We start from the raw sequence: 25,789 nt of genomic DNA, 5'->3' as shown, positions 1-25,789 counted from the left end.
CTCAAAATTAAAATGGATAAAACCTTGGAAACACTATATTACATATGATGTAACAGTCATTTCAATTCCATAATATCCATCCGAACTTTTATGTCTTTTATATTCAAGTATTACTTATTCGATAAATTTGGACACATTTATATTAAAAGCTATAAAAACACGTAACTATTACGGGCAGTACGGTAAAATGCTATAATGAATTATATAGAGAAGGAGGCCTAGGCGATGAAAAAATGGACAAGTATAATGATTTTAAGCTGCCTATTAGTTCTCAGTGCATGTGCTGCAACCGACACGAATAAATTGACGATACCTGAACTTACAGATCGTGAAAAACAAATACTTGAAACAGCAACAAACACAGCGTTTGTGTTCGATTACACAGCAGATCAGACGTATACGGACGTTTCTCTTTGGGTGGAAAAGTACGAAAAAGGAAAATTAGTGGCTGAGCCTATAAGCGAGTTAAAAACTCCTTTGCCTGGCGAATCTACGAAAGGTAGTATCATCATGACAGTCACACAAACACTCGAACAGGAACTATTATTCTCCGCGAGTGTAAGTGATGCAAAAGGTTCCGCAAGTGTCAGTAATCAGGAAGAGTTGGAAGAGTTAAAGGACATGGCGTCACTGTTCAACACAAATCCGCAAGAAGGATTGCCACTTTCAGATAACATGTTGTTGGCAGGTCTCATTTATACTTCCACGACGGCAGGATCACCGACTAGTGCATTGTCCAGTGATTTCTACGAACAAAAAGATGATTACTTGGATGAATTAAAAGAATACGATGTAGTATATATATTACGCGCTTCATTTACAAACGCGAAAAAGCCGGTCGACAAGTAACTTATGTCAACCGGCTCTTTATCCATAATTCAGTTTTGCAAATACTCTTTCACGGCCTGCGATACGGTCTTTCCTTCCGCACGTCCCGCCACTTCCTTCATTACAACACCAATTGTCTGACCCATTGACGCTTCTTTTGAAATACCTAATGAAGCAATTAACTCTTTTACTTCTTCCACATTCATCTGTTTCGGCAAATAAGATTCCACAATTGCAATTTTCGCTTTTTCTGCTTCCACGATATCTTCACGATTAGCTTTTAGACCTTCATCAAGCGATTGTTTTGTTTGCTTAAGCTCACGCTGAACGATTTTGATTTCTTCTTCTTTCGTCAGTTCGCGCTTTAATTCAATCGATTCATTTTGTAGACCTGCACGCAGTAAATTAATGACACCTTTCTTCATAGTGTCTTTTTCCTTCATTGCAGTTCGGATATCGGCCATTAAACGATCTTTTAATTCTGACATGGAAATCCCTCGTTTCTATAGTAGTATGCCTAGTATACAAAAAAAGTATGTGCTCAGTCGCGTTTTTTAACTTATAAGAGAATCGGGATTGAAACAAGTCTATCATTCTCCTCATTGATTCCCGACGATCAAATATAGCTTAATTGACGAAACTCAAGTACTAGTTTACACTTTTTACTACTAGCTCCTTCAGATAGCATAAGGTTTTCCAACACCTTATTCGCTTGGAGGAGCTCTTCGATATGTATATAAAAAAGGAGTTTATCATATGAAAAAAAGTGTAGTACTGGCGGAAAAGCCATCTGTTGCACGGGATATTGCCCGTGTGCTGAACTGCAATAAAAAAGGGAACGGCTATTTGGAAGGCGATAAATATATCGTGACATGGGCACTCGGACACTTAGTGACGCTCGCTGATCCTGAAAACTACGATACAAAGTATAAAACATGGAAACTTGATGATCTACCTATGATGCCCGAGGATTTAAAACTGACGGTCATCAAACAAACGAGCCGACAATACAATGCCGTGAAGTCGCAGCTTGTACGCCCTGACGTTTCTGATATTATTATTGGAACAGATGCAGGACGCGAAGGAGAACTCGTTGCACGCTGGATTATCGAAAAGGCAAAGGTCAATAAACCAGTAAAACGTCTATGGATTTCCTCCGTCACGGACAAAGCAATTAAAGACGGGTTCGCCAACTTGAAACCTGGCAAAGACTACGAAAATCTATTCGAAGCAGCCGTCGCACGCTCTGAAGCCGACTGGTACATCGGACTGAACGCTACGCGTGCCTTAACTACAAAATTCAATGCGCAACTCAACTGCGGTCGCGTTCAGACGCCTGTCGTCGCAATCATTGCGCAGCGCGAAGATGAAATTAATACGTTCCGTCCAAAAACATTCTACGGTATCGAGGCTCAATCCGATACTAACTTGAAATTGACATGGGCAGACTCCAAAACGGGTGACACGCGTTCATTCGATCGGGATAAACTGTCGGCTATCGTCAAAAAAGCGGACGGCAAAGCTGCAATTATTGAAAATGTCGAAAAGAAAGCCAAAAAAACATTCTCCCCAGGCCTTTACGATCTGACGGAATTACAGCGAGATGCCAATAAAATGTTTGGCTACTCAGCAAAAGACACATTGAATATCATGCAAAAATTATATGAGCAACATAAAATACTGACCTATCCACGAACGGATTCTCGTTTCCTCTCAAGCGATCTCGTTGCAACGCTTCCTGAACGCTTGAAGACCGTCGGCATAGGAGAATACCGGTCACTTGCAAACAAGATATTAAAGAAGCCGATCAAAGTGAACAAATCATTTGTTGATGACAGCAAAGTATCTGATCACCACGCAATTATTCCGACTGAAGAAATCGTCTTGCGAGACAAACTATCGGACCGTGAACGAAAAATCTATGACTTAGTCGTCAAACGATTCCTGGCTGTCTTATTCCCTGCGCATGAATACGAACAGCTGACAGTTCATGCAAAAATAGCAGACGAGAAATTCACAGCGCGCGGAAAAACCATTCTAGTCGCGGGTTGGAAAGAAGTCTATGACAACCAATTTGATGAAGATGAAATCGAACAAGATGCAAAAGAGCAATTGCTTCCTAAACTAACAGCAGGTGATAAGCTCGACATCAAACTTATTAAAGAAACATCCGGTCAAACAAAGCCTCCCGCTCGTTTCAATGAGGCAACTCTTTTATCCGCCATGGAAAATCCAACGAAATATATGGGCACACAGGATAAGAAACTCGCAGACACATTGAAATCTACAGGCGGACTCGGAACGGTCGCAACACGTGCGGACATTATCGAGAAATTATTCAACTCCTTCCTAATTGAAAAGCGCGGTAAAGATATTCACGTAACCAATAAAGGGAAACAATTACTCGAATTAGTACCAGACGAACTAAAATCTCCTTTACTAACGGCTGAATGGGAACTAAAATTAGAGAAAATCGCCAAAGGCCAGCTGAAAAAGAAAGCTTTCATCAATGAGATGAAAGGCTATACGAAAGAGATTGTATCGGAAATTAAAGCTAGTGAAGCGAAGTTCAAGCATGATAATATCTCAACAAAATCATGTCCTGACTGTGGCAAGCCGATGCTAGAAGTAAACGGCAAACACGGCAAAATGCTTGTCTGTCAAGATCGTGAGTGCGGCCATCGTAAAAACGTCTCACGCGTCACGAACGCACGCTGTCCACAGTGTAAGAAGAAGATGGAGCTTCGTGGTGAAGGTGATGGTCAGATCTTCACATGCAAATGCGGCTATCGCGAAAAGCTATCGGTGTTCAAAGAACGGCGCGAGAAAGCATCAAAAGGCAAAGTAAACAAGCGCGATGTGCAGAAGTATTTGAAGAAGAACGACGAAGACGAGCCGATAAACAATCCATTCGCAGATGCGTTGAAAGGATTGAAACTGGACGACTAACTTCAGAGGGATTGGCTGAACGTTGGTGTTGGGTTGGGGATTGGCGCTACGGAGGGGTCACTTCATTTCCGGAGGGTGGGCGGTGAACCACACCCCTACGCTGCGCTCCGGCGGGTGTTTCACCTGTCCCACTGATCCTCTCGGAGTCGCCCCTCCTACGCGCCAATCCCTCGCAATGCGAGTGGATGATACTATTTATTGTGCATTGAAGTAAGTGTTGTAAACCGTATTGAACTTAAATAATTTAAGACAAAACAATAATTTACACGCTAATTCCAAAGCGAAGCGTTAGGAGCACATTTTTGCACTAGCGAACCGGTTGACTCACCGCGGGCCCATGGGAAAACGTCCGCCAGCTGGGCTTCCATCCCATCGCACTCACAAAGTCATCTCTTACAGCATTCCAACTAAACATCACTGAAAAAAGCTGTCCCACGAAAACTTCGTGGGACAGCTTTTGATTTCTCTATTAGTAAGAACGTGCAAACCAAACGGTATGCTTCGACTCATTTCCACAATTAATACAAGTGGACTTCTCTGCTGGTGGATCGAACGGAATATTACGTGTCGTAAACTTCGTCTCATCCTTCACATGCTCTTCACATGCATCATCGCCACACCAACCTGCAAGAATCCAACCAGGGATCTCTTCGTTAGTTGCACTATCTTCAATATGCTTCTTTAACTCATCGAGCGTATCGATGTTCGTATGAGAATTCTCATCACGGAACGTACGCGCATTTTCAAGCAAACGCTTCTGCATCGTCTGTAATTCTTGCTCGATGCTAGCAACAGCTTCAGCCAGACTAACAGCCACTTTCTCACCACCGTCACGCGCTTTCATCAACGCTTGGTCATTTTCAAGATCACGTGGTCCAAGTTCTAGACGTACCGGAACACCTTTTAATTCATACTCGTTAAACTTAAAGCCTGGAGATTGGTCTGAATCATCAAGACGTACGCGAATACCTTTAGACTTCAATTCTGCATAGATTTCATCCAGCTTTTCCATGATTGCCGGATTCTTCTTCCAAGGTCCTACTGGAATTAGCACGACTTGCGTCGGTGCAACGCGTGGAGGTAATACGAGACCTTGCTCGTCACCATGTACCATGATAACAGAACCGATCAAGCGTGTGGACGTTCCCCAAGATGTTGTATGAACGAACTGGTGCTTGTTTTCTTTTGTTAAGTATTTGATATCAAATGCTTCCGCAAACTTTGTGCCAAGGTAATGTGAAGTTCCGGCTTGTACCGCTTTACCATCTTTCATCATCGCTTCAATCGAGAATGTATCAATGGCACCCGCAAAACGCTCAGACGGTGTTTTTTGACCGTCATATACTGGAATCGCAAGTAAGTCTTCAACAACTTCTTTGTAGATTTCCAGCATTTGCATCGTTTCATGACGTGCTTCCTCTTCATCTACGTGTGCAGTATGTCCTTCTTGCCACAAGAATTCAGACGTACGAATGAATGGTAGCGTCTTTTTCTCCCAGCGGAATACGTTTGCCCACTGGTTGATCAGTACTGGAAGATCACGGTAGCTCTTGATCCAGTCAGAATACAAATGGCCAATCATCGTCTCAGACGTTGGACGTAGCGCCAAACGTTCTTCCAATTTCTCACCCGCTGCTTCTGTTACCCATGGCAATTCTGGAGAAAATCCTTCGATATGATCTTTTTCTTTTTCAAAAAATGACTCCGGAATGAGCATTGGGAAATAAGCGTTACGGTGACCCGTCTCTTTAAAGCGACGATTCATTTCATCCTGAATATGCTCCCAGATCTCATAGCCGTCCGGTTTAAACGCGATACATCCGCGCACTGGTGTATAATCCATCAAATCCGCTTTCTGGATTGTGTCGATATACCATTTCGTAAAATCATTTTGCTGATTGCTCATTACTTCATTTCCTCCTTAGTAAAAACCGCACTCTTGTTATTTCATACTGTTAATCATATAACAAATCGAGCATTCCTACAATTGAATGCCGTCACAATGCCTGCCCGACATCATAAACTCCACAAAAAAACTGTCCTCACTCACGAGGACAGCCTTCCATTAAACTAACTTCTCTTCTGCAAAGACAAATTGTGGTTCGCGTTCTACCTTCTCAGTATCCTCACCAAAGCGACCTTCCCACTTCGACATTACTACTGTTGCAAGTGCGTTTCCGACTACGTTTACTACTGTACGTGCCATATCTAGCAAACGGTCGATACCCGCGATGAACGCCAATCCTTCAAGCGGAATGCCCACTGTTCCGAGCGTTGCAAGTAACACGACGAATGAAACACCAGGGACGCCCGCAATTCCTTTAGACGTAATCATCAGAACTAACACCAATGTAATTTGTTCCGTAATGCTTAACTGGATTCCATACATTTGTGCAATAAACATTGCCGCCAATGCCTGATAAAGTGTAGATCCGTCTAGGTTAAACGAATAGCCAGTCGGTACTACGAAAGATACGATGTCTTTTGGACAACCGAACTTTTGCATTTTCTCCATCACTTTCGGTAACACTGTTTCTGAACTGGATGTAGAAAATGCTAGAATTAACTCATCCTTTAGGATTTTCATTAAGTGGAAGATGTTCACGCCGACCATCTTCGCGATCCCGCCCAACACGACGATGATGAAGAATATCATCGTTGCATATACAAGAACCATTAATTTACCCATCGGAATGAGTGATTCCAAACCAAATTTAGATACCGTTACACCAATTAACGCGAATACGCCAAACGGTGCAAATTTCATAATCATATTCGTTACCCAGAACATTGCGTCTGCGACTCCTTGGAAAACATCCAGTACCGGTTTGCCGCGCTCACCGATTGCCGCTACACCTAATCCGAATAATACAGAGAAGAAAATGATTGGCAACATATCGCCATCCGCCATCGAGTCTACAATATTACTTGGTACGATGCCGACTAACACATCCATGAAGCCGCCATTTTGCACTTCTTCTGTCGTTTCTACATATTGCGAGATGTCACCTTTTTCAAGAGAAGACATATCGATACCTTCACCCGGCTTGAAAATATTAGCTGACATAAGTCCAACAATAATCGCAATCGTTGTTACAATTTCAAAATATAAAAGCGTTTTACCGCCAAGTTTACCTAATTTCTTAATATCACCTGTACCTGCTACCCCGATTACTAGCGTGGAAATAATAATAGGTACCACAATCATCTTAATCATATTGATGAACATCGTGCCAATTGGCTGTAAGTATCTCTCTACATTAGGATTACCATAGAAGATTGCACCGACTGCAATACCTAAAACCAATCCAATTAATATTTGGTAAGCCAAAGACAATTTAAATATCTTTTTCATCGATAATCCCCCTTAGATGTTCTCTGAAAACGCTTTCTTTCAGTAACTTATTCATATCTTACGGGAGCCCTACAAAATTCTACAACATCCTACAAAAACTATTTTCGTTTCTCTATTGTCTCCATATACAATACATGCAGAAACTTCTTACTGTTCACTTTAGCAGGCCTTATGTCAATAGTTTCTTCTTGAATCTGTTTCATTCTCAGACTAATCTCTTGGAAATCAAAGAAGCGTGGGGCATAGTATTCGAATTCATCGATTGTATAATCTACCGCGCCAAGTGATGCTAAATGTTCCATTGCCGTAAGAATTGATCGCCGGATTCTTTGCTCCATCGCCTTACTTTCTTTAGAGATGTCTCCATCTGGCACCCCCAATTTTATCAACGCAGCTTCATATAGTTCCTTTAGAGGCGGTAATTGAATAGCTCGTTGCCCGTTCAAGACTTCCATGATGGCTACGATGTCGCGACTCGCGCTATCGCTGAAGATTCCCATATCATGTAGCTTCTTTAGAACAACATCTTTCACTGATTGCTGTGCTGTAGGTTGTTCAACAGAACCGAATTGTGCCAGCGATTCCCGAATCGTTAATAAGGAGTTTTTCAGACGTAACTGTTCCGCTGTACGTCGCACGATGCTTTGCACTTCTATTTGATTGATTGGCTTATGTATGAAGAATTCGACACCAACTTCATAGGCTTCGCCAACCATTTCTTTGTTCACTACTTGGCTCAGCATAATGAATTGTCCATTATAGCCTTGTGTTTTCAACTGTTGAATTGTTTCGATCCCGTCAAGTTCAGGCATCAATAAATCGATCAATACGACGTCTGGTGCAAGGGAAAGTATTTGAGGAATGGCTTTCACTCCACTTTCCGCCTCACCAATCACAATTCCTTCTTGCTCTGCCAAAATATTTTTCAGCATCACACGGCTTGCTTTGTCGTCATCTACGATAAAATATCTCATGCTTCTATCTCCTCCATAATGGATTTCATAGGGATTTCCACTAGTACATTCAGTCCTTGATCGAGACGCTTTACCACAATTGCACCTTGCATTTTTTCGATAATTGCACAGACATGCGATAACCCGATACCTGTTGCTGCTGTTCCTTGATCTGTAAATTTCGTTGTATACCCTGGTTCAAATATGATGTCTTCATGTTCAAAAGGAATTCCTTTTCCTGTGTCACATACACTAAAGCGCACCCACTCTTCATCGGTTTCGACAGTAATGAGTACTTGACCTTTTTCATCTATGGCCTCTACAGCATTCGCTGTCAAATTATTTAATATAGCGAGCAAAGGGACATGTTGGCTTGTTTGAAGGTCCCCATCAATTACTGTTTCCAACGTGCATTTCTTACCGATCATTTCACTGTACTTTTCATTCGCAGTAACAACCATTTCGAGTAAATCAGACAGGTAAAACACTTCTACTTGTTGCCGTGTTGTCCACTTTGATAACCCTGCCAAAATTCGCTGAGAATCCTTTTTCACTTCATGGATCTCCTGTGCAATGTGTAACGCTTGGGTGCTAAGTTCGGGTTGATTCTCTTTTTTGAGCTTGCGATATAAATCATGACTCGATGCAGTGATTAGTTCTATATGGTTCATGGACTTTTGTAAATACAATGCTTCCGCATATAACTCCGAACCTACCCCAAGCATCTCCTCTACACGCTGCTTCTCTTTTGATATTGCCACTGAACTATATAATCCCACCGTGAAGAAACTTCGCAATAATGCGACCCCCACTAGAATCCCCCACTCCTTACCAGTAAGCAGTGAACTATGTAACCACCAGTTACGCAGTGCATGCTCTGATGTGTTGCTCACTACTTCAAATACGAAAGCTAAGGCACCTAGTCGAAGTGGTAAAGATTTATACTTTTCAAGACCGACAAAATGCCAGCCTACCGCCACGATAAAGTAAAACAAAAAGACAGGTACATGCATTTGTAAACTCTCAAGCAAATCAGCACCAAGCCATAGTTCCTTCATTACACGAAATATTACTACCGTAACTGCTGTAACAAATCCCGTGCGCAAAATAGAGACAGGTGGATAAATAAGGATTAATAAAAAGAATACTATACCGCCCAGCGCAAAACGGAACATCTCGTCGTCAAACGGCATCACTTTCAACTCGCCGGTCAGAGCTGTCAAGATTGCAATAAAGGCAATTCTAGCCGCTTCCGATTGATATATTTGGCGCCACATTAATTTTACATTCATCATTCTGCTCCTAATAAATAAGTAATCGTACACGTATTATAGCAACCAGAAAAACATTGTACAGTTTTGGACTTGGATATTACGGGTACTGTAAGAAGGTACATTTATTATATTTATATATCGAAAGGATGAAAATACATGAAAGTTTTAGTTGTAGGTGCAAACGGTCAGATCGGAAAACAGTTAGTTTCATTGATTCAAGACAGCGATACACTGAAAGCGAAAGCCATGATCCGCAAGCAAGAGCAAGCAGAACATTTTGAGAAAATCGGTGCAGAAACCGTGCTTGTAGATCTTGAAGGCGAAGTGGACGACATCGTAAAAGCAGCAGACGGCGTAGATGCGATCGTCTTCACAGCAGGCTCCGGTCCCAAAACAGGTCCAGATAAAACTATGATGATCGACCTTGACGGCGCTATTAAAACTATACAAGCAGCGCAGAAAGCCGATGTAAAACGCTTCATCATGATTAGTTCATATGACACAACACGTAAAGCGATCCAGGAAGCACCGGAATCATTTGCTCCGTACGTTGTCGCAAAACACTATGCAGATGAATGGTTACGCTCGACTGACCTTGACTATACGATGATTCATCCAGGCGCTTTAACAAACGACAAAGGAACGGGCAAAGTAAAAGCCGCAACTACTGTCGAGCCTAAAGAAGTACCACGTGAAGATATCGCAGAAGTTATCTTCGCCTGTCTAGAAAACGACTCCACAATAGGCAAGGAATTTCAGGTAATCGGTGGATCGACGCCAATTACAGAAGCGATTGAAAAACTATAATCCCGATAATTTAAAAATAGTTAAAATAAAACGATCAGAAGCATCACACTTCTGATCGTTTTTACGTAAGTTTTTAATAATCTCTTCGCATTCAGGATACTTCTTCAATAGATCATGCCGCTCAAACAACTCGAAACCTGAAAAGTCAAACCCTGGCGATACCATACAACTAACTAGCGCAAACGTATTAGGCTCTTTCACCGATGAACCAAAGATTGTATCTTTCGGCACGATAAATTGTGGCATTTCCCCTTTGTGTAGATCAAGACCCACTGATACCTCTTCATACAGCCCTTGAGGCGTAATCATATGTACCGCTAATGAGCTGCCCCCATGAAAATACCAGATTTCATCCGACTGCAGACGATGAAAATGGGATACATCTTCTGAACGAAGAAGAAAATAAATACTCGTATACATAGGTCGCTCACCTTGCGCACAATTCGCATTTAGATCCGACCGATACGTCGATCTATAAAATCCTCCTTCAGGATGAGGTTCCAACTGTAAATATTCAATCCATTCTTCTGCTTTCATATCCATCACTCCTCGTTTTCTGTATGTAGCAGTATAACAGGTTCGTTCTTACGATAATTAACGAAACAGATACTGAGAACGACGAGCAACAAGCCAACCCATAACGTATGCGTCATCGGTTCACCGACAAATACGGTGCTGATGAACACTGAAATGACTGGAACTAAAAAGGTAAACACCGCTACCTTACTTGCCTCTCCAGCACGAATGAGAGAGTAATAAATGATGTAAGCTACTGGAATTCCCATCGTCGCACCAAATCCGAGGCCGAATAGATACATCGATTCCCACTCAATCGCAGACCAACTCTCTGTCAGGGAACCAAGTACAAGCAGGACTACGCCACCTATAGTAAATTGCATCGCGACCATCCAATATGCATCGACTTCCTCACTGACTTTCTTGACATACACAACGCCCAGTGCCCAAAAGAATGCCGTCAGCACGCCCAATACCACGCCTAGTATGGAAAGCTGGGCTGTAAAATGTTCTGCGCTAACTACTATAATGCCGATGAACCCAATCAATAATCCTGTTACCTTAATTGGCGTCATAGTCTCTCCCAACCACATCCAAGCAAATAAACCAAGAAGAACCGGCTGAAAGTATACGAGTACCGAGAATAACCCACCCGGTAAGTAGTGTAGTCCTATCGTATGCAAACCAAAAAATAGGATGGTGTTAAACAAAGCTGAAATACTATACTTTCGCCAATGTTGACGCCATTGTAATCTGTCACGTAGCTTGAACATCAGTAATATGATCAGACTACCACCAAGCAGTGCACGCATTCCTGAGAATAATAACGGTGGTGCATAAACAATTGATAATTTATAAATGGGCCAACTTACACCCCAAATCACAACTAATACTATCAGTGCGAAAGTTGATTTTGTAAATAGCTTGTTCACTCCCCCACCCTTTCTATTTACGTTTACCCGATTGTTATAGTCTATTCCCACAAACTTTTTATGACTCCAATTGAAGTCAAAGGTTTTCTTTTGCGCAAAAGTTCCTTATGATTACTAATGGAGGCGATTTTACATGAAAAAATTATTTATGCTGATGATAATTGCTGCTTTTCTCGTAGCTTGTAGTAATGACGAACCGAAAGAAGCGGTTGAATCTACTGAACCAACCGAAGAAACAGCACCGACAAAACAGACAAGTGACGGTGTGGAAGAAGGTCTTAAAGAAGATACAGTCGAACGAGAGTATGCCGCGTTCGCTAACGATGAAGTACCCATCAATTCCAAAGTGAAGTTTCTTGGGAAGGTAGCAGCTATTGACCAAGGAGTTTATGCTGTACAAAGCGCTGCAGACGAATCTTCAGATGAAATCATATATGTGAAGGATATCCGACTTGGAGAACGTACGGATATTCTGGAAGGTTTCGACGTTTCCGTTTACGGTACGTATGACGGCAAAGATGATAAGGGTGTACCTGTTATTAAAGGAATTTTCATTGATGCTGACTGACCACTAAGAGTATCAACCCGTGTTTGGTAATTTACAAGTTTTAATAGGTTGAACGATAGGTATAGTACCTTTACAGTTGAAAATCTATAAAAGTACAAAAGTGGCATACTATAGTATGTCGCTTTTTTCGAAAGAAGGGTGATTGAATGCAACGAAGACTACTGGATTACGCCGCTTTGATTGTAGGATCATTCATCTTCGCAATTGGAATTAACTATTTTGCGATTCCGAATATGCTATCTGAAGGTGGCGTCATCGGGATTACGATCATTACATACTATTTATTTGAATGGTCACCTGGCGTTGTCAGTTTCATACTTAACTTGGTGCTCGTTGCGATTGGGTATAGGTTCTTCAGCAAACGAACAATTATTTATACTGTCATCACAATCATTTTCATGTCTATTTTCCTTGAACTGACAAAGAACTGGGGAGAACAGTTGGGCCATGATACTTTACTTGCTGCTTTATTCGCTGGTTTATTTGTAGGTGGCGGCCTTGGGTTGATTTTCCGTGTCGGTGGAACTTCTGGAGGTGGCACTACAGTTGCCCGCATGCTTCAGCAGTGGCTAGGTTGGAGTGTAGGAAAAGCGGTCCTAGTTATCGACATTACTGTCATTTTATTGTCTGCTTTTGTTATTGGTAAAGAAAAGGCAATGTTCACACTTGTAGCGGTATATGTAGGGGCAAAAGTAATTGATAAGATCGTAGACGGTGCAGATGATCGAAAAGCTGTAATGATTATTTCAAAACACCAGGAAGACATTCGCAAGGAATTGCTCACTACGATGGGTAGAGGGGTCACCATTCTTGAAGGTCGTGGCGGTTATACGCTTGAGAAACAAGCAATTTTATACATTATCATTAACCAAGGGGAAATCGTACAGCTACGACGGATTTTGGAGAGTGTGGACGAGGATGCTTACGTTACAATCAATAATGTACAAGAGATTTTCAAACGTGGTTTTAAAGAGAGACGTCCAAAGTAAGTTGTAGACCTAACGATAACGATTCAAATATTTCGAGTTCTAACGTAAACCAAAAGGGTTCACAATACCTTTCTACCCATCTAATTATAGGTGGGTTTTTTCTCGTTTTTTTATTATTCACCCTTCTCCCAAGACTCGCAACAATCTTCCAATTTAATTATTTCAATAAAGCATTTAACTAAATGCAATTCTCTTATATACTTGACTTTGTCTGAAAAATTAATACTTTTTCGTGATAGTTAGAATAGCATTCTTTAAGCGAAAGGAGATCATCATGAATACGCAGAAAAAAGGTTTTTTCCAGAAGTTTTTGGATATGATCGAAAAGACCGGCAACCGCTTGCCGCATCCGGTTACATTGTTTGCCCTTTTGGCTTTACTAGTAATCGTCATCTCCGCAATCGTTTCGTACTTCGGTGTTAGCGCAGAGCATCCAGGTAAAGAAGGCGAAATGATTGAAGTACATAATCTCCTTAGCAGTGAGGGTATACACTATATCATTACGAATATGACCGATAACTTCATCGGTTTTGCTCCACTTGGTGTCGTATTGATTACGATGCTTGGTATCGGGGTTGCAGAAGGATCGGGCTTGATCAGTGCATTGCTTCGCGGCTTTGTCATGTCCGTACCAAAACGTTTAATCACCCTCGGACTAGTGTTTGCAGGGGTAATGTCTAGTGTTGCTTCTGACGCAGGATACGTTGTTTTGCCGCCACTAGGTGCTGTATTGTTCGCGGCGCTTGGAAGACACCCCCTTGCAGGTCTAGCCGCAGCATTTGCCGGAGTTTCGGGTGGGTTCAGTGCGAACTTACTTCTTTCCGGTACCGATGCATTGCTTGGTGAATTAACCATTATGTCTGCAGCGATCATCAATCCCGAGTACGCAGAAGGTATGAACATTGCCATGAACTATTACTTCATCGCATTTTCCGTTATCGTTCTGACATTCGTCGGTGCGTGGGTTACGGAAAAGATTGTGGAGCCACGTCTTGGTGAATATACTGGTGAATTCCGTGAGAAAGTTGAAAAACTAACTCGTCTAGAAAAGAAAGGTTTGATTTTGGCTGGTGTTTCTGTTGTAGTGGCAGGAATACTCGTTGCACTTCTTGTCGCTTTCCCAGGTGCTCCATTGCGTGGGGATGAAGCGGATATGCCAATCATCAAATCGCCGTTCATGAAATCGCTTGTGCCGATCATCGCGTTCATGTTCTTCGTACCGGGTCTCGTCTACGGTAAAGTAACGAAAGAAATTCGCAATGATAAAGATGTCGCAGCTATGATGTCTACGACGATGGCTGCTATGGGTATGTTCATTGTTCTGTCGTTTACAGCGAGTCAGTTCGTTGCATTCTTCTCTGAGTCGAATATGGGCTTGGTATTAGGAGTCTACGGCGCAAACTTCCTTGACAGTATTAATTTAAAAGGAATACCCCTATTACTGATGTTCATCGTCATTGCGGCGTTCATCAACTTATTTATCGGCAGTGCATCCGCGAAGTGGGCCATGATGGCGCCAGTCTTCGTACCGATTATGATGCAACTTGGTTATTCTCCTGAATTGACGCAAATGGCGTATCGTGTGGCGGATTCTTCAACGAATATCATTTCACCGCTCATGACGTATTTTGCGATCATCATCGCGTTTGCGCAAAAGTATGATAAGAAAATGGGTATCGGTACGCTCGTTTCCGTTATGTTCCCTTATTCCATGTTCTTCTTGCTATTCTGGAGTATCACGTTAATCATTTGGATGTTACTAGGTATCGATCTTGGTCCTGGTTCCCCTATTTATTACTTAAAATAAGAAGATCTTTACCCCGTAAGAGCTTACTTTGCTCTTGCGGGGTTTTTTATGGTAGTATAGTAGATGATAATGATTTTCATTTAGCGGGATTTTATCTATTGAAAAGGAGTTTTCAATTATGAGCTATGAAGCAAAGAATGACGTAGAAAAGTCGATCATGGGTAGACGCTCGATCAAGAAGTTTAGTGCTGACCCAGTCGATATAGACGAGATCATCGAATTACTGAATGTAGCTAAATGGGCACCCAATCATAAACTGACAGAACCTTGGCGATTCCAATTATATGCGGATGAAGGCAAAGAGAAATTTATAGAAGCATTCCTAACTTCTCAGAAGAGAGATGGAGAAGTGACAGATAAAGCAAAAAACAAAGCGGCCTACTTCCGCACTATACCATTGCATTTAGTTGTCATCATGCCCGAAGATTCACGTAAAAAGCGTTGGGATGAAGATTACGCTGCGGTTTCTGCAATGATACAGAACTTCCAGTTGGCGGCATGGGAACGTGGTATCGGCATGATCTGGCGTACGAACGACTGGACACATGATCCTGTATTTAAGGACGCTATTGATGTGAAATCAGATGAGAAAATTGTTGGAACCTTGATGATTGGTTACCCAAAACATGTGCCTCGACCTGAAGAGCGCGCGGATATCCGCAAGGTCTTGAAAGTTATTGATAAATAAAACATACGATTACCACTTCACTTTATAGAAGCTGGTAATCGTATGTTTTATTTGATATTAGTATATTATTACTTGATTTCTGTACAATTAGGAATACACTAGAAAAAGAACTTTTATAAGGGGCAACGATCCAATGAAAAAAATGATTCAACCTATTTTCCAACGCTATTGGAACCCTTATCTCGTCTTATTGATAGCTGGTATTCTTAGTGCAGTATATTTCGGCTTAACTTCGACCGTTTGGGCAGTAACTGGTGAATTTACAAGACTGGGAGGCGATCTCTTATTAATATTTGGAGTCGATATCTCAGGCTGGCAATATTTTGACATGGTACATCTGCAGGGAGCGACATGGAACCGACCAGATGGCTGGATTGTCTGGGGAATGTTCGCGGGCGCACTCATTATGGTGTTGCTTAGCAATAGTTTCAAAATCCGATTGCCGCAGCAAAAACGTCGTTATGTACAAGGATTAGTTGGTGGAATTATTGCAGGATTCGGTGCACGCTTGGCACTCGGCTGTAATCTAGCTGCATTCTTTACAGGCGTTCCTCAATTCTCTTTTCACTCATGGATCTTCATAATGGCAACAGGCATCGGTACTTTCTTCGGAGCCAAACTGACGAAGACACGTTGGTGGAAAGGCAAGCCTTCCTTGATTCGCGGGAACGCGAAGCCGACACAACTTAAAAAGCGTGTAATCCAACCGTATGTCGGTGGAACAATCGCAGTCCTTTACATCGGACTCACTATATACTTCTTTGCATCCGGACAAAAACTGCTTGGCCTTGGTGCACTTTTCGGCCTGGCCTTTGGTATTTTGATTGAACGGGGCCAAATTTGTTTCACGTCTGCATTCCGTGATTTATTTCTCGTCGGACGTAGTATTATGGCAAAAGCAATTATTCTGGGTATGGCCGTCAGTTCTATTTTGACGATCATTGTCATTTCCATCTATGACTTAACGCCAATCACGCAAATTGCAGCACTTAGCACATTTGTCGGCGGCATATTATTCGGACTTGGCATCGTTATGGCGTCAGGCTGTGAAACCGGTATGATGTATCGCTTGATGGAAGGACAGTTACTGTTCTTGCCAGTATTTGCGGGCAATATTATCGGGGCAACATTCCTTGCCTATGCTTGGGATCACCTTGGTGTCTATAATGTATTGGTCAAGAGCGGTGCAAAAATCAATTTACTCGATACATTAGGCCCAATTGGCGCAATTTCTGTTACGCTGCTCATGCTTGGTGGACTCTATGCATTAACGGTGTATGGAGAAAAACGCTACCATCGTAAGCTAACAATAAAGAGAGGAATGAATATACATGCAAACTGAAATAGAAGCGGACTTCACACTCGATCTGCGCGGCGAGTCGTGTCCCTACCCTGTAATTTACACTTTAGAAACACTTGACGGTATGAATAACGGCGAGTTACTGCAAGTCATCACCGATTGTCCTGGCTCTTTCCGCAACGTACCGGAAGAAGCGATCGCCCACGGTTATAAATTTGCACAGGATCCTGTAAAGAATGGACAGGAATACTTGTTTCATATTTACGCATGAGAAAAGGCAACTATCCGCGGATAGTTGCCTTTTCATATTGAATTAAATACTTACAATAGGCGTTTTCATAGTCGTTTCTTTTATACCAGCTACAATGACACTATTAATCGCGTTTATATAAGCTAGTGCACTCGCTTTCAAAATATCCGTGTCTGCTGCTTTTGCGACATAGTTTTCTCCTTCATGCGAAATGGTGATTTTCACTTTTCCTAACGCATCTTTACCCCTTGAAACACTGCTAATATCGTATCCAATCAATTTCACTTGGATATTTGTAATTTCTGCAATGGCGGAATATAGCGCATCAATCGGGCCTGTTCCAACAGCACTCGATTTAAAGACTTCTTCACCTTTGCGAATCTTAACGCTTGCTGATGGGAAACTTGAGTTACTAACAACTTGCAGATCTTCAAATTCAAAGAAATGATCGCTGTAATTTGTTACATTGTCTTGATCATGTTTTTCGTAATAATTTTCTACAATGATATACAAATCATGATCATATACTTCCTTTTTCATATCTGCCAACAGTAAGAACCCTTCAAAAATCCCTTCAAATTCTTCAGGTTTCATATGAGTAAATCCAAGCTTTTCAAGTGCATTTTTCACCGCATGGCGTCCTGACCGCGCTGTTAAAATCAGTTCCATATCATCCAGTCCTACATCTTCTGGATGAACAATTTCATACGCATCACGGGATTTCAATAATCCGTCCTGGTGTATTCCGGACGAATGGGCAAAAGCATTGTCTCCTGTAATCGCCTTATTCACTTGCACATCCAATCCCATGAAGCTAGATACTAGACGTGATGTATTCATAATCTCTTTCGTGTTGATTTGTGTATTGACATTATAAATGGAGCTTCTTGTTTTCAATGCCATTACTACTTCTTCAAGTGCCGCATTTCCTGCTCGTTCCCCAATTCCGTTAATTGTACACTCTACTTTATCTGCACCGTTCTTCACCGCCGCTAAAGTATTGGCAGTCGCCATACCCAAGTCATTATGACAATGGACACTTAATAGTACATCTGGGTTCAAGTTTTTCATGCGATCATTTAATTTGTAAATTAATGCCCCAAATTCTTCCGGCTCCGCAAAGCCAACTGTATCAGGTACATTGATCATCGTAGCGCCCGCTTTCATGACGGATTCGATTGTATGCCACAAGTACTCGAATTCTGAGCGTGAAGCATCTTCTGTTGAATACTGTACTTGAGGCATTAATGACTTTGCATACTTTACTGCATCAACACCTATTTGAAGGATCTGATCTTTTGATTTATTGAACTTTTTCTCCACATGAATATCTGAAGTACCCAGCACCATATGAATCATCGGATTTTCTGCGTACTTTACTGCGTTATATACTGAATCGATGTCTGCTTGGACTGCGCGTGCCAGTGCAGTGATCATGATCTCGTTTGTATTGCCTACCCTCTGCGCGACAGCTTTCACCGCATCGAAATCTCCTTGAGACGAAGCAGGAAATCCGGCTTCGATAATATCGACACCAAGCTTTTTGAGTTGTTGCGCAATCTCCACTTTTTCATATAGATTCAATTTAGCCCCTGGCACCTGTTCTCCATCGCGTAATGTCGTATCAAATACCCAAATTTTTCTACTCATCTCTATGCACTCCCTTTTTATAAAAAAATAACAACAAAAAACCCCGCCTCTATATCGAAATATAGAGACGAGGTTATACTCGCGGTACCACTCTAATTGATCTGCCTATGAGACAAATCCACTTATCGACAGCCATCACTGTCTATCCCATTAACGGAGGAAACCGACATCCCTTACTGTAAAACTTTCAGGGAGTGACTCATGGATGAGTTCAAAATGTGCGCCTACTGATTTCCACCAACCATCAGCTCTCTACAAAGACACAAAACATTTCTACTAGTTCCACTCTTAGTCTGCGATATACTATTGAACGTTATATTACATATCCTTGAGATCTTTGTCAATAGATTTAAGTAAATTGTTTATATTTTCTGTCAAAACCTTCGTTCTAATGCTGCGATAAATAGCTAGGACGTATAGGCGACATGATGAAAACTAGGAAAGCCAAATATCTTTGTTTAGAAATTTAGTAACTCCGTGTACATAGCGAAAAAGGCAGAAGCCCGTGAGCATCTCCCTTTTTTCTATTTATTCACTTCATCATTTCTTCTATAAGCGCCACTGGGACATACGTTTTATTCGGTTCGAGAAGCTCTGGCGCTACTTCAAACTTCATCAATGATTTATTATAGCCGTATTCCTTCTGACCACGGGTAATCGTATAAGATGGTGCCCCCTTTGATACTATGGCACCAACACCCGTAGAGTCTACTGCATATCCAAGTTTTTCGGCAAGCAGACGTAGAGGAACCATCTTCACACCATCGACCATGTACTGATCATTTTCGATAATCTGCTCAACTGTAGCATCCTCGTCTACTGCTTCTATCTCATCAAGCAAAACAACTTTTTCTGGTGAAGTCTGCGCAGGAATACTTCTTGTTGTCACTTTATAAAATACTAGCAAGTCGTTTCCCTTTAAATCATCCACCTTCACTGGATCACCTGAAGCACTTGAAACATCTGAACTATCATCTACATTTAGCTGCAATTTCAAGTATGGATCGACCAATTCATCGTCAAATATTCCAACTACCGCCGTGCTTTCTTCACTCTTTTCCACAATGACTACATCAGGTGTATACTGCGGAGGAAAAATCAGGATCATTGGTTTATTCGAATCTGTATACGCAGATACGCTATCTCCTATTTTCAGTTTGATCTTTTTTCCGGCATTATCGTAAATGAGCGTCTCTTCATTCACAGCCAATACGAATTGTTCTTCTTTTCCATCAAGTGTATAAAGAGTCAAGCCATCATTTTTCTCAACACCTTCAATTGTTCCTTCCACTTTAATAAAAGCTTTTAAATCCGATGTCATTTCTGTCTTCACATTCTCTTTTGCAAAAGTCATTCCAGGCACCGCTACACTTCCTACAAGCAATGCAGACAGCGCAAACGGGATAATTTTATTCAATTTCATGAAAGACACGCTCCTTTATATATGTTCTATTTAGTAGTCGTATGAAATATGAAAAGGTTACAACGTTTAGAAAAGCATTTGATCTAATCGCTTCTTTAGTACGCTCTTTTGTTAGCTCCTCTACTACCTTCTAAACAATTCCCCTCCATAAGATCCGATCCAATTAACTATAATCAATCAGGTTAGTACTGAATGTTTTCAATAAACTTGTAAAACAAGAGCCAATCGAGAAACAGGTTTTTTAATTGATAATATAGTAACTACATCCAAGGCTACAAACTTCCCTTTTCAATAACAATACAGGTAGTTCATAATAGTAAAACCTTTTAAAATACACATTACATATCAATGATATCCCCTATTCAAAGTGTAACTGTTGACAAACAATTATACTTATACGATAATGATTATGTAATTAGAATTATTATAGTTAGTTGATGGCGATTAACTTTTATAGTGAATGCGGTTTAGATTTTAGCAATATGGCCAAAACTAGCTATAAATATCATTTAGGAGGAATTTATTTATGTCACAAATTGGTAAAACAGTAGAATCATTTAAAGCTTCAGCTTACAATGCAGGTAGCGGAGAGTTTATCGACGTTACGGATGAAAACTTGAAAGGTCAATGGAGCGTTGTTTGCTTCTACCCAGCTGACTTTACTTTCGTTTGTCCAACTGAACTAGAAGACCTTCAAAATCAATATGCAACACTAAAAGAACTTGGCGTAGAAGTGTACTCTGTTTCAACAGATACACACTTTACACATAAAGCATGGCATGATCACTCAGAAGCAATCAGCAGCATTAGATATATTATGATTGGTGACCCATCACAAAAGATCTCACGTAACTTTGATGTGTTAGATGAAGAAGCTGGTCTTGCTCAACGCGGTACATTCATTATTGACCCAGATGGTGTTGTACAAGCAGCAGAAATTAATGCTGACGGCATCGGTCGTGACGCAAGCACTCTTGTAGGCAAAATAAAAGCAGCTCAATATGTTCGTAACAATCCAGGCGAAGTTTGCCCAGCAAAATGGGAAGAAGGCAGCAAAACACTTAAACCAAGCCTAGACCTTGTAGGAAAAATTTAATTTAAACAGCGGGGGCATCCCCGCTTTTTTTAAAAGATAAAAATATTGAGGAGTATGATTAATCTTGTTAGAACCAGATATAAAAGCACAATTAGCTCAATACCTCGAAATGATGGAAAATGACGTGCTTCTGAAAGTTAGCACGGGGTCTGATCAAGTTTCTAATGACATGAACGGTTTAATGAATGAATTAGAAATGATGTCCCCCCACATTAAAGTAGAGAGAACTGAGTTGGAAAGAACGCCTAGTTTTAGTATAAATCGTATCGGAGAAGATACTGGCATCACTTTTGCAGGTGTCCCACTTGGACATGAATTTACTTCATTAGTTCTTGCTTTATTACAAGTAAGTGGACGTGCTCCAAAAGTTGATCAAAAGCTTATGGATCAAATCAAAGCAGTTGAAGGTAAATACCATTTTGAATCGTATATAAGTTTGAGCTGTCAAAACTGTCCTGAAGTTGTCCAAGCTCTCAACATTATGAGTGTCCTAAACCCTAACATAACTCATACGATGGTTGACGGTGCGGCATTCAAAGAAGAAGTTGAAAGCAAAAAAATCATGGCTGTTCCAACGGTATTTTTAAACGGGGAAGAATTCTCAGGCGGTCGTATATCACTGGAAGAAATCCTTGGCAAAATGGGGAGTGCTCCAGACGCTTCGGAACTTGAAAATAAAGAGCCGTTTGATATGCTCGTCGTCGGAGGCGGTCCTGCAGGTGCAAGTGCTGCTATTTATGCGGCGCGTAAAGGGATTCGTACAGGTATTGTAGCAGATCGTTTTGGTGGTCAAATTTTGGACACGGCTACGATTGAAAACTTTATTAGTGTTACTCGCACTGAAGGTCCAAAACTTGCCGCAAGTCTTGAAGAACACGTGAAAGAGTACAACGTAGACGTGATGAATTTACAGCGTGCGAAACGTTTGGAAAAGAAAGACCTAATTGAAATCGAACTGGAAAACGGTGCTGTTCTAAAGAGTAAATCCGTTATCCTTTCAACAGGTGCCCGTTGGCGTGACATTGGTGTACCTGGCGAAGCCGAATTTAGAAATAAAGGGGTCGCATACTGCCCACATTGTGATGGTCCATTGTTTGAAGGCAAAGATATTGCGGTCGTTGGCGGTGGAAACTCTGGCATTGAAGCAGCAATTGACCTTGCTGGTATTGTAAAGCATGTTACAGTTCTTGAGTTTGCTTCAGAGTTGAAAGCCGATTCTGTTTTACAAGATCGTCTTCATAGCCTTTCGAACGTCACTGTACTGAAAAATGTTCAAACGAAAGAAATTACAGGTACCGATAGTGTAAATGGAATTACGTACATTGACCGTGCCACAAATGAAGAACATCATATCGAATTAGCTGGCGTCTTCATTCAAATTGGTCTCGTACCGAACACCGACTGGCTAGGCGACTCAGTTGAACGTAATAAGTTCGGCGAAATTGTTGTCGATAAGCGCGGTGCAACAAACGTGCCTGGCGTATTTGCTGCAGGAGACTGCTCGGATAGCGCGCACAAACAAATCATTATTGCAATGGGATCAGGCGCCACTTCTGCTTTGAGTGCGTTTGATTATCTAGTTCGAAATTAATGGCTGGGCATGATTTATTGCAATCATGTACCTAAAGTAGGGATAAATAAACGAATCAGACTCATGACTCGTTCGACCCTTTCACCCTATCGTACGTACAAGCTCACATACGGCAATTTAATAATTTGAGCGTACGAACGGGTACAATTCGGATCTATACATATATCCGAATTGTACCCGTTTTCTATCTGCTAAAGACCTACGGAGTATAGAACCTACGAAAATCCCCCAGTAACCCTTACGATGATTTACTTGAAGAAGACTTCCACGCTTCTCTTTCAAATAAATTAATCAAACACTACATTATGCGATAACCTGCACGTCTATTTTAGCTGTATTTCCTTGTAGTAATAAATTCCGCACATTTTTTTATATCGAAGTACTTATAGGGAGCACTAGGTTCCAAAATATTTCTGAGTTCAATGAAAACTAGGCATCCTATAACAATATACTTACAGACTAGCCCTCCGCCCTTGAATAAGCTATCATTATAGGATAACTAATCTTTGTATATCTGAAAGAGGTGCCCCATGAAACCAGTAATCCTAGCCGAAAAACCAAGCCAGGCAAAAGCGTATGCCGATGCTTTCACTTCTCGAAAACATGACGGCTATATGGAAATCAATCCGTGCCCGACATTTCCGGAAGGGGCTTTTTTGACGTGGGGTGTCGGGCATCTCGTGGAATTAAAAGAACCGCACACGTACAACCCATCCTGGAAACGTTGGTCGCTTGGGAGCTTGCCCATCTTACCCGAGCGTTATGAGTTTCAGGTAGCCCAGGGGAAATATAAACAGTTTCAGGTCGTGAAGAAATTGATTCGCGGAACGAATACTGTCATCAATGCCTGTGACGTGGATCGAGAAGGATCAAATATCTTTTATTCGATCTACTATATGACCGGTACCCGCAATCAATTGATCCAGCGACTGTGGATTAACTCGCTGGAAGCAGATGAAGTGCGTAAAGGATTTGAAAATTTACGTGACAACAAGAAAGACCTGCAACTATACGAGGAAGCGAAAGCCCGTCAAATTAGCGATTGGTTAGTTGGAATGAATGGTTCTCGGTTATATACCCTTCTGCTAAAGGCAAAAGGAATTGAAGAAGTGTTTCCCATTGGCCGCGTACAATCGCCAACAGTATATTTAATTTACCAACGTCAACGCGAAATTGAAACTTTCGTGTCTGAACCATTTTTTGAAGCGGAAGCCATTTTTACTGCGGAACACGGTACGTATAAAGGAAAAGCAAAACTCAAGGAACCAAAACGTGAATTAATTGCGGAAGCATTAAACAGCCGCAATATTACGAAGCGGACGCCTGGTGTAATTAGCGAGCTGACGAATACTGATAAACGAACACCGCCGCCACAGCTGCACTCTCTTTCGACGTTGCAGGCAACAGCCAACAGACGCTGGAAAGCAAGTCCCGCAACCGTGTTAAAAACGATGCAGACGCTCTACGAGAAAAAACTAGTATCGTATCCAAGAACCGATACACGTCATATCACGCCCAGTGAATTCAACTACTTAGTTGAGGCGGTTGAAGATTACCAAAAGTTAATAGAACATCCGTTTGAAGTTGCTTCACGTACACCCAAAAAACGCTATGTTGACAGTTCAAAAGTACAAGAACACTATGCGATCATCCCGACTAAAAAACTGCCGACTCCTGCCGCACTGACAAAGTTGTCACCACTCGAGCGCAATCTGTATGAAGAAGTTATACGCACTACACTCTCCATGTTCCATAGGGATTATCTTTATACTGAAACGAAAGTGATAACAGACGTCAACGGATTGCCATTCTTCACAACAGGTAAAACAGAGCGCGATAAAGGCTGGAAGGAACTTTTTGCTGCACCCAACAAAGCAAAAGATGCAGAAGAACCTACCCTACCGCCACTTGCGAAAGAAGAAACGGTTCAAAGTGAAATCGGTATAAAAGAAGGCGCGACACAACCTCCGAAACCGTATACGGAAGGTCAACTCATCGCCATGATGAAAACGTGCGGGAAATTAGTGGAAGATCAAAGCGAAACGGATATTCTGAAGGAAATTGAAGGTCTCGGAACAGAAGCAACACGAAGCAGCATCATCGAGACTATCAAAAAACACGGATACATCGCTGTAAACAAGAATATCGTATCCATTACAGATAAAGGACGCGTACTCTGCCAGACAATCGAAGGCAGCCTGCTTGCCAGCCCTTCCATGACCGCAAAGTGGGAAACATACTTAAAGAAAATCGGCAATGGTGAAGGTACGGGGCAGCACTTCCTCGGCAGCGTAACAAAGTTCATACAAAAGCTGATTGAAGATGTACCCGTCCAATTAGAAAAACAAACGATTGATATCGTGCTGCCGCCACGCCCTTCTTCAGGAAGGAGCTCGTACACCCGAACTGAAGTTGCACCTTGTCCAAAATGCGGTAAAGGCATGATTATTGAACATCAAAAGTTTTTCGGCTGCAGTAACTATAAAAACGGTTGTAAACAAACTTTTCCAGGTCTGTTCTTGAAAAAGAAACTGACCGTCCCACAAGTCAAATTGTTATGTACCAAAGGTAAGACTAACGTCATCAAAGGATTTACCTCCGCAGATGGCAATAAGTTCGATGCTTCACTGGAACTGAAAGAAGGAAAATTGAACTTGGTCTTTACATAACGTAAAAACGTAAAAAGAGGCTGGGACATAATTAGCCAGAAGTGAGCCAAAAAAGGGTTCGATCATCGGTTTTTGATGATCGAACCCTTTTTGTATAGAAATCCTTGTATGATTTCTATACGTTTACCTCCCTGGCAGTGTACT

At 41.6% G+C, this 25,789-nt stretch carries 21 protein-coding genes and 1 other annotated feature; of the genes, 12 read left to right on the top strand and 9 right to left on the bottom strand.

Annotated features, from left to right (window positions below):
* Window positions 1-225: 225 nt before the first annotated feature.
* A complete protein-coding gene (locus CSV69_RS06940; protein ID WP_085427836.1) occupies window positions 226-849 on the top strand; it encodes a hypothetical protein in 624 nt (207 codons plus the stop codon).
* A 29-nt stretch (window positions 850-878) separates the two neighbouring features.
* Here the strand turns inward: CSV69_RS06940 and CSV69_RS06935 are convergent, their stop codons facing one another.
* Window positions 879-1,316 carry a GatB/YqeY domain-containing protein gene (locus CSV69_RS06935; protein ID WP_085427835.1) on the bottom strand — a complete coding sequence of 146 codons (438 nt, stop codon included), beginning with the start codon at window positions 1,314-1,316 and terminating at the stop codon, window positions 879-881.
* Window positions 1,317-1,584: 268 nt separating this feature from the next.
* On the opposite strand from CSV69_RS06935, the gene CSV69_RS06930 reads away from it, so the two are divergent.
* Window positions 1,585-3,777 carry a DNA topoisomerase III gene (locus CSV69_RS06930; protein WP_099693023.1) on the top strand — a complete coding sequence of 731 codons (2,193 nt, stop codon included), beginning with the start codon at window positions 1,585-1,587 and terminating at the stop codon, window positions 3,775-3,777.
* A 469-nt stretch (window positions 3,778-4,246) separates the two neighbouring features.
* Here the strand turns inward: CSV69_RS06930 and proS are convergent, their stop codons facing one another.
* The 4 genes from proS to CSV69_RS06910 form a co-directional block, all read right to left on the bottom strand.
* Complete coding sequence (gene proS / locus CSV69_RS06925; protein ID WP_099693022.1) at window positions 4,247-5,683, bottom strand: proline--tRNA ligase; 1,437 nt, start codon at window positions 5,681-5,683, stop codon at window positions 4,247-4,249.
* A gap of 159 nt (window positions 5,684-5,842) precedes the next feature.
* Window positions 5,843-7,123 carry a cation:dicarboxylate symporter family transporter gene (locus tag CSV69_RS06920; RefSeq protein WP_369823942.1) on the bottom strand — a complete coding sequence of 427 codons (1,281 nt, stop codon included), beginning with the start codon at window positions 7,121-7,123 and terminating at the stop codon, window positions 5,843-5,845.
* 107 nt (window positions 7,124-7,230) lie between these two features.
* Entirely contained in the window at window positions 7,231-8,106 is an 876-nt protein-coding gene (locus CSV69_RS06915; RefSeq protein WP_099693020.1) for a response regulator, read from the bottom strand.
* On the bottom strand, window positions 8,103-9,377 hold the full coding sequence (locus tag CSV69_RS06910) for a sensor histidine kinase (protein WP_233192339.1): 1,275 nt from the start codon (window positions 9,375-9,377) through the stop codon (window positions 8,103-8,105). The genes CSV69_RS06915 and CSV69_RS06910 overlap by 4 nt, the downstream gene beginning before the upstream one ends.
* Before the next feature lie 138 nt (window positions 9,378-9,515).
* Here CSV69_RS06910 and CSV69_RS06905 point away from each other — a divergent pair, with 138 nt between their 5' ends.
* Window positions 9,516-10,166, top strand: a complete 651-nt coding sequence (locus CSV69_RS06905; RefSeq protein ID WP_099693018.1) for an SDR family oxidoreductase — start codon at window positions 9,516-9,518, stop codon at window positions 10,164-10,166.
* On the opposite strand, the gene CSV69_RS06900 is transcribed toward CSV69_RS06905, so the two are convergent.
* On the bottom strand, window positions 10,161-10,709 hold the full coding sequence (locus tag CSV69_RS06900) for a cupin domain-containing protein (protein WP_099693017.1): 549 nt from the start codon (window positions 10,707-10,709) through the stop codon (window positions 10,161-10,163). The two genes, CSV69_RS06905 and CSV69_RS06900, sit on opposite strands and share 6 nt — an antisense overlap.
* Window positions 10,709-11,614 carry a DMT family transporter gene (locus CSV69_RS06895; protein ID WP_099693016.1) on the bottom strand — a complete coding sequence of 302 codons (906 nt, stop codon included), beginning with the start codon at window positions 11,612-11,614 and terminating at the stop codon, window positions 10,709-10,711. Before CSV69_RS06895 ends, CSV69_RS06900 begins: the two co-directional genes overlap by 1 nt.
* Before the next feature lie 133 nt (window positions 11,615-11,747).
* On the opposite strand from CSV69_RS06895, the gene CSV69_RS06890 reads away from it, so the two are divergent.
* From CSV69_RS06890 to yedF, 6 genes are all read left to right on the top strand, one after another.
* On the top strand, window positions 11,748-12,182 hold the full coding sequence (locus CSV69_RS06890) for a hypothetical protein (protein WP_099693015.1): 435 nt from the start codon (window positions 11,748-11,750) through the stop codon (window positions 12,180-12,182).
* Window positions 12,183-12,328: 146 nt separating this feature from the next.
* Window positions 12,329-13,171, top strand: coding sequence for a YitT family protein (locus CSV69_RS06885; protein ID WP_085427826.1), 843 nt, complete (start codon window positions 12,329-12,331; stop codon window positions 13,169-13,171).
* Window positions 13,172-13,445: 274 nt separating this feature from the next.
* The gene (locus CSV69_RS06880; RefSeq protein WP_099625336.1) at window positions 13,446-14,978 is read left to right on the top strand and encodes an AbgT family transporter; all 1,533 of its coding nucleotides are present in this window, start codon (window positions 13,446-13,448) and stop codon (window positions 14,976-14,978) included.
* A gap of 118 nt (window positions 14,979-15,096) precedes the next feature.
* The gene (locus CSV69_RS06875) at window positions 15,097-15,666 is read left to right on the top strand and encodes a nitroreductase family protein (RefSeq protein ID WP_085427824.1); all 570 of its coding nucleotides are present in this window, start codon (window positions 15,097-15,099) and stop codon (window positions 15,664-15,666) included.
* Between the two features lie 133 nt (window positions 15,667-15,799).
* Window positions 15,800-17,008 (top strand): selenium metabolism membrane protein YedE/FdhT, encoded by a 1,209-nt coding sequence (yedE, locus tag CSV69_RS06870; protein ID WP_099693014.1) that lies wholly within the window; start codon window positions 15,800-15,802, stop codon window positions 17,006-17,008.
* Entirely contained in the window at window positions 16,998-17,237 is a 240-nt protein-coding gene (yedF, locus tag CSV69_RS06865) for a sulfurtransferase-like selenium metabolism protein YedF (RefSeq protein ID WP_199170401.1), read from the top strand. Before yedE ends, yedF begins: the two co-directional genes overlap by 11 nt.
* Before the next feature lie 42 nt (window positions 17,238-17,279).
* On the opposite strand, the gene CSV69_RS06860 is transcribed toward yedF, so the two are convergent.
* Together CSV69_RS06860 and CSV69_RS06855 are read right to left on the bottom strand one after the other, a co-directional pair.
* A complete protein-coding gene (locus CSV69_RS06860) occupies window positions 17,280-18,866 on the bottom strand; it encodes a 2-isopropylmalate synthase (RefSeq protein ID WP_099693013.1) in 1,587 nt (528 codons plus the stop codon).
* Window positions 18,867-18,926: 60 nt separating this feature from the next.
* Window positions 18,927-19,165, bottom strand: a binding site (T-box leader).
* 233 nt (window positions 19,166-19,398) lie between these two features.
* A complete protein-coding gene (locus CSV69_RS06855; protein WP_099693012.1) occupies window positions 19,399-20,289 on the bottom strand; it encodes a stalk domain-containing protein in 891 nt (296 codons plus the stop codon).
* Between the two features lie 526 nt (window positions 20,290-20,815).
* On the opposite strand from CSV69_RS06855, the gene ahpC reads away from it, so the two are divergent.
* The 3 genes from ahpC (at window position 20,816) to CSV69_RS06840 (ending at window position 25,645) form a co-directional block, all read left to right on the top strand.
* Complete coding sequence (ahpC, locus tag CSV69_RS06850; protein WP_085427820.1) at window positions 20,816-21,385, top strand: alkyl hydroperoxide reductase subunit C; 570 nt, start codon at window positions 20,816-20,818, stop codon at window positions 21,383-21,385.
* 61 nt (window positions 21,386-21,446) lie between these two features.
* Window positions 21,447-22,976 carry an alkyl hydroperoxide reductase subunit F gene (gene ahpF / locus CSV69_RS06845; RefSeq protein WP_085427819.1) on the top strand — a complete coding sequence of 510 codons (1,530 nt, stop codon included), beginning with the start codon at window positions 21,447-21,449 and terminating at the stop codon, window positions 22,974-22,976.
* 530 nt (window positions 22,977-23,506) lie between these two features.
* Window positions 23,507-25,645: a type IA DNA topoisomerase gene (locus CSV69_RS06840; RefSeq protein WP_099693011.1), complete on the top strand. Its 2,139-nt coding sequence runs from the start codon at window positions 23,507-23,509 to the stop codon at window positions 25,643-25,645.
* The last annotated feature ends 144 nt before the right edge of the window (window positions 25,646-25,789 follow it).

The organism is Sporosarcina sp. P26b, from assembly GCF_002743245.1.
GTDB classification, from domain to species: domain Bacteria; phylum Bacillota; class Bacilli; order Bacillales_A; family Planococcaceae; genus Sporosarcina; species Sporosarcina ureae_C.
Note: the sequence above shows the minus strand (reverse complement) of the source record. Positions and strands in the feature narration are given on the sequence as shown.

Coding starts and splice junctions, on each gene's coding strand:
- CSV69_RS06915 (WP_099693020.1), bottom strand. CDS start 8,106: ATGAGATATTTTATCGTAGATGACGACAAAGCAAGCCGTGTGATGCTG.
- CSV69_RS06875 (WP_085427824.1), top strand. CDS start 15,097: ATGAGCTATGAAGCAAAGAATGACGTAGAAAAGTCGATCATGGGTAGA.
- CSV69_RS06935 (WP_085427835.1), bottom strand. CDS start 1,316: ATGTCAGAATTAAAAGATCGTTTAATGGCCGATATCCGAACTGCAATG.
- CSV69_RS06885 (WP_085427826.1), top strand. CDS start 12,329: ATGCAACGAAGACTACTGGATTACGCCGCTTTGATTGTAGGATCATTC.
- yedE (WP_099693014.1), top strand. CDS start 15,800: ATGAAAAAAATGATTCAACCTATTTTCCAACGCTATTGGAACCCTTAT.
- CSV69_RS06855 (WP_099693012.1), bottom strand. CDS start 20,289: ATGAAATTGAATAAAATTATCCCGTTTGCGCTGTCTGCATTGCTTGTA.
- CSV69_RS06880 (WP_099625336.1), top strand. CDS start 13,446: ATGAATACGCAGAAAAAAGGTTTTTTCCAGAAGTTTTTGGATATGATC.
- CSV69_RS06840 (WP_099693011.1), top strand. CDS start 23,507: ATGAAACCAGTAATCCTAGCCGAAAAACCAAGCCAGGCAAAAGCGTAT.
- CSV69_RS06905 (WP_099693018.1), top strand. CDS start 9,516: ATGAAAGTTTTAGTTGTAGGTGCAAACGGTCAGATCGGAAAACAGTTA.
- CSV69_RS06910 (WP_233192339.1), bottom strand. CDS start 9,377: ATGAATGTAAAATTAATGTGGCGCCAAATATATCAATCGGAAGCGGCT.
- CSV69_RS06940 (WP_085427836.1), top strand. CDS start 226: ATGAAAAAATGGACAAGTATAATGATTTTAAGCTGCCTATTAGTTCTC.
- CSV69_RS06860 (WP_099693013.1), bottom strand. CDS start 18,866: ATGAGTAGAAAAATTTGGGTATTTGATACGACATTACGCGATGGAGAA.
- CSV69_RS06890 (WP_099693015.1), top strand. CDS start 11,748: ATGAAAAAATTATTTATGCTGATGATAATTGCTGCTTTTCTCGTAGCT.
- proS (WP_099693022.1), bottom strand. CDS start 5,683: ATGAGCAATCAGCAAAATGATTTTACGAAATGGTATATCGACACAATC.
- yedF (WP_199170401.1), top strand. CDS start 16,998: ATGCAAACTGAAATAGAAGCGGACTTCACACTCGATCTGCGCGGCGAG.
- CSV69_RS06930 (WP_099693023.1), top strand. CDS start 1,585: ATGAAAAAAAGTGTAGTACTGGCGGAAAAGCCATCTGTTGCACGGGAT.
- ahpC (WP_085427820.1), top strand. CDS start 20,816: ATGTCACAAATTGGTAAAACAGTAGAATCATTTAAAGCTTCAGCTTAC.
- CSV69_RS06900 (WP_099693017.1), bottom strand. CDS start 10,709: ATGGATATGAAAGCAGAAGAATGGATTGAATATTTACAGTTGGAACCT.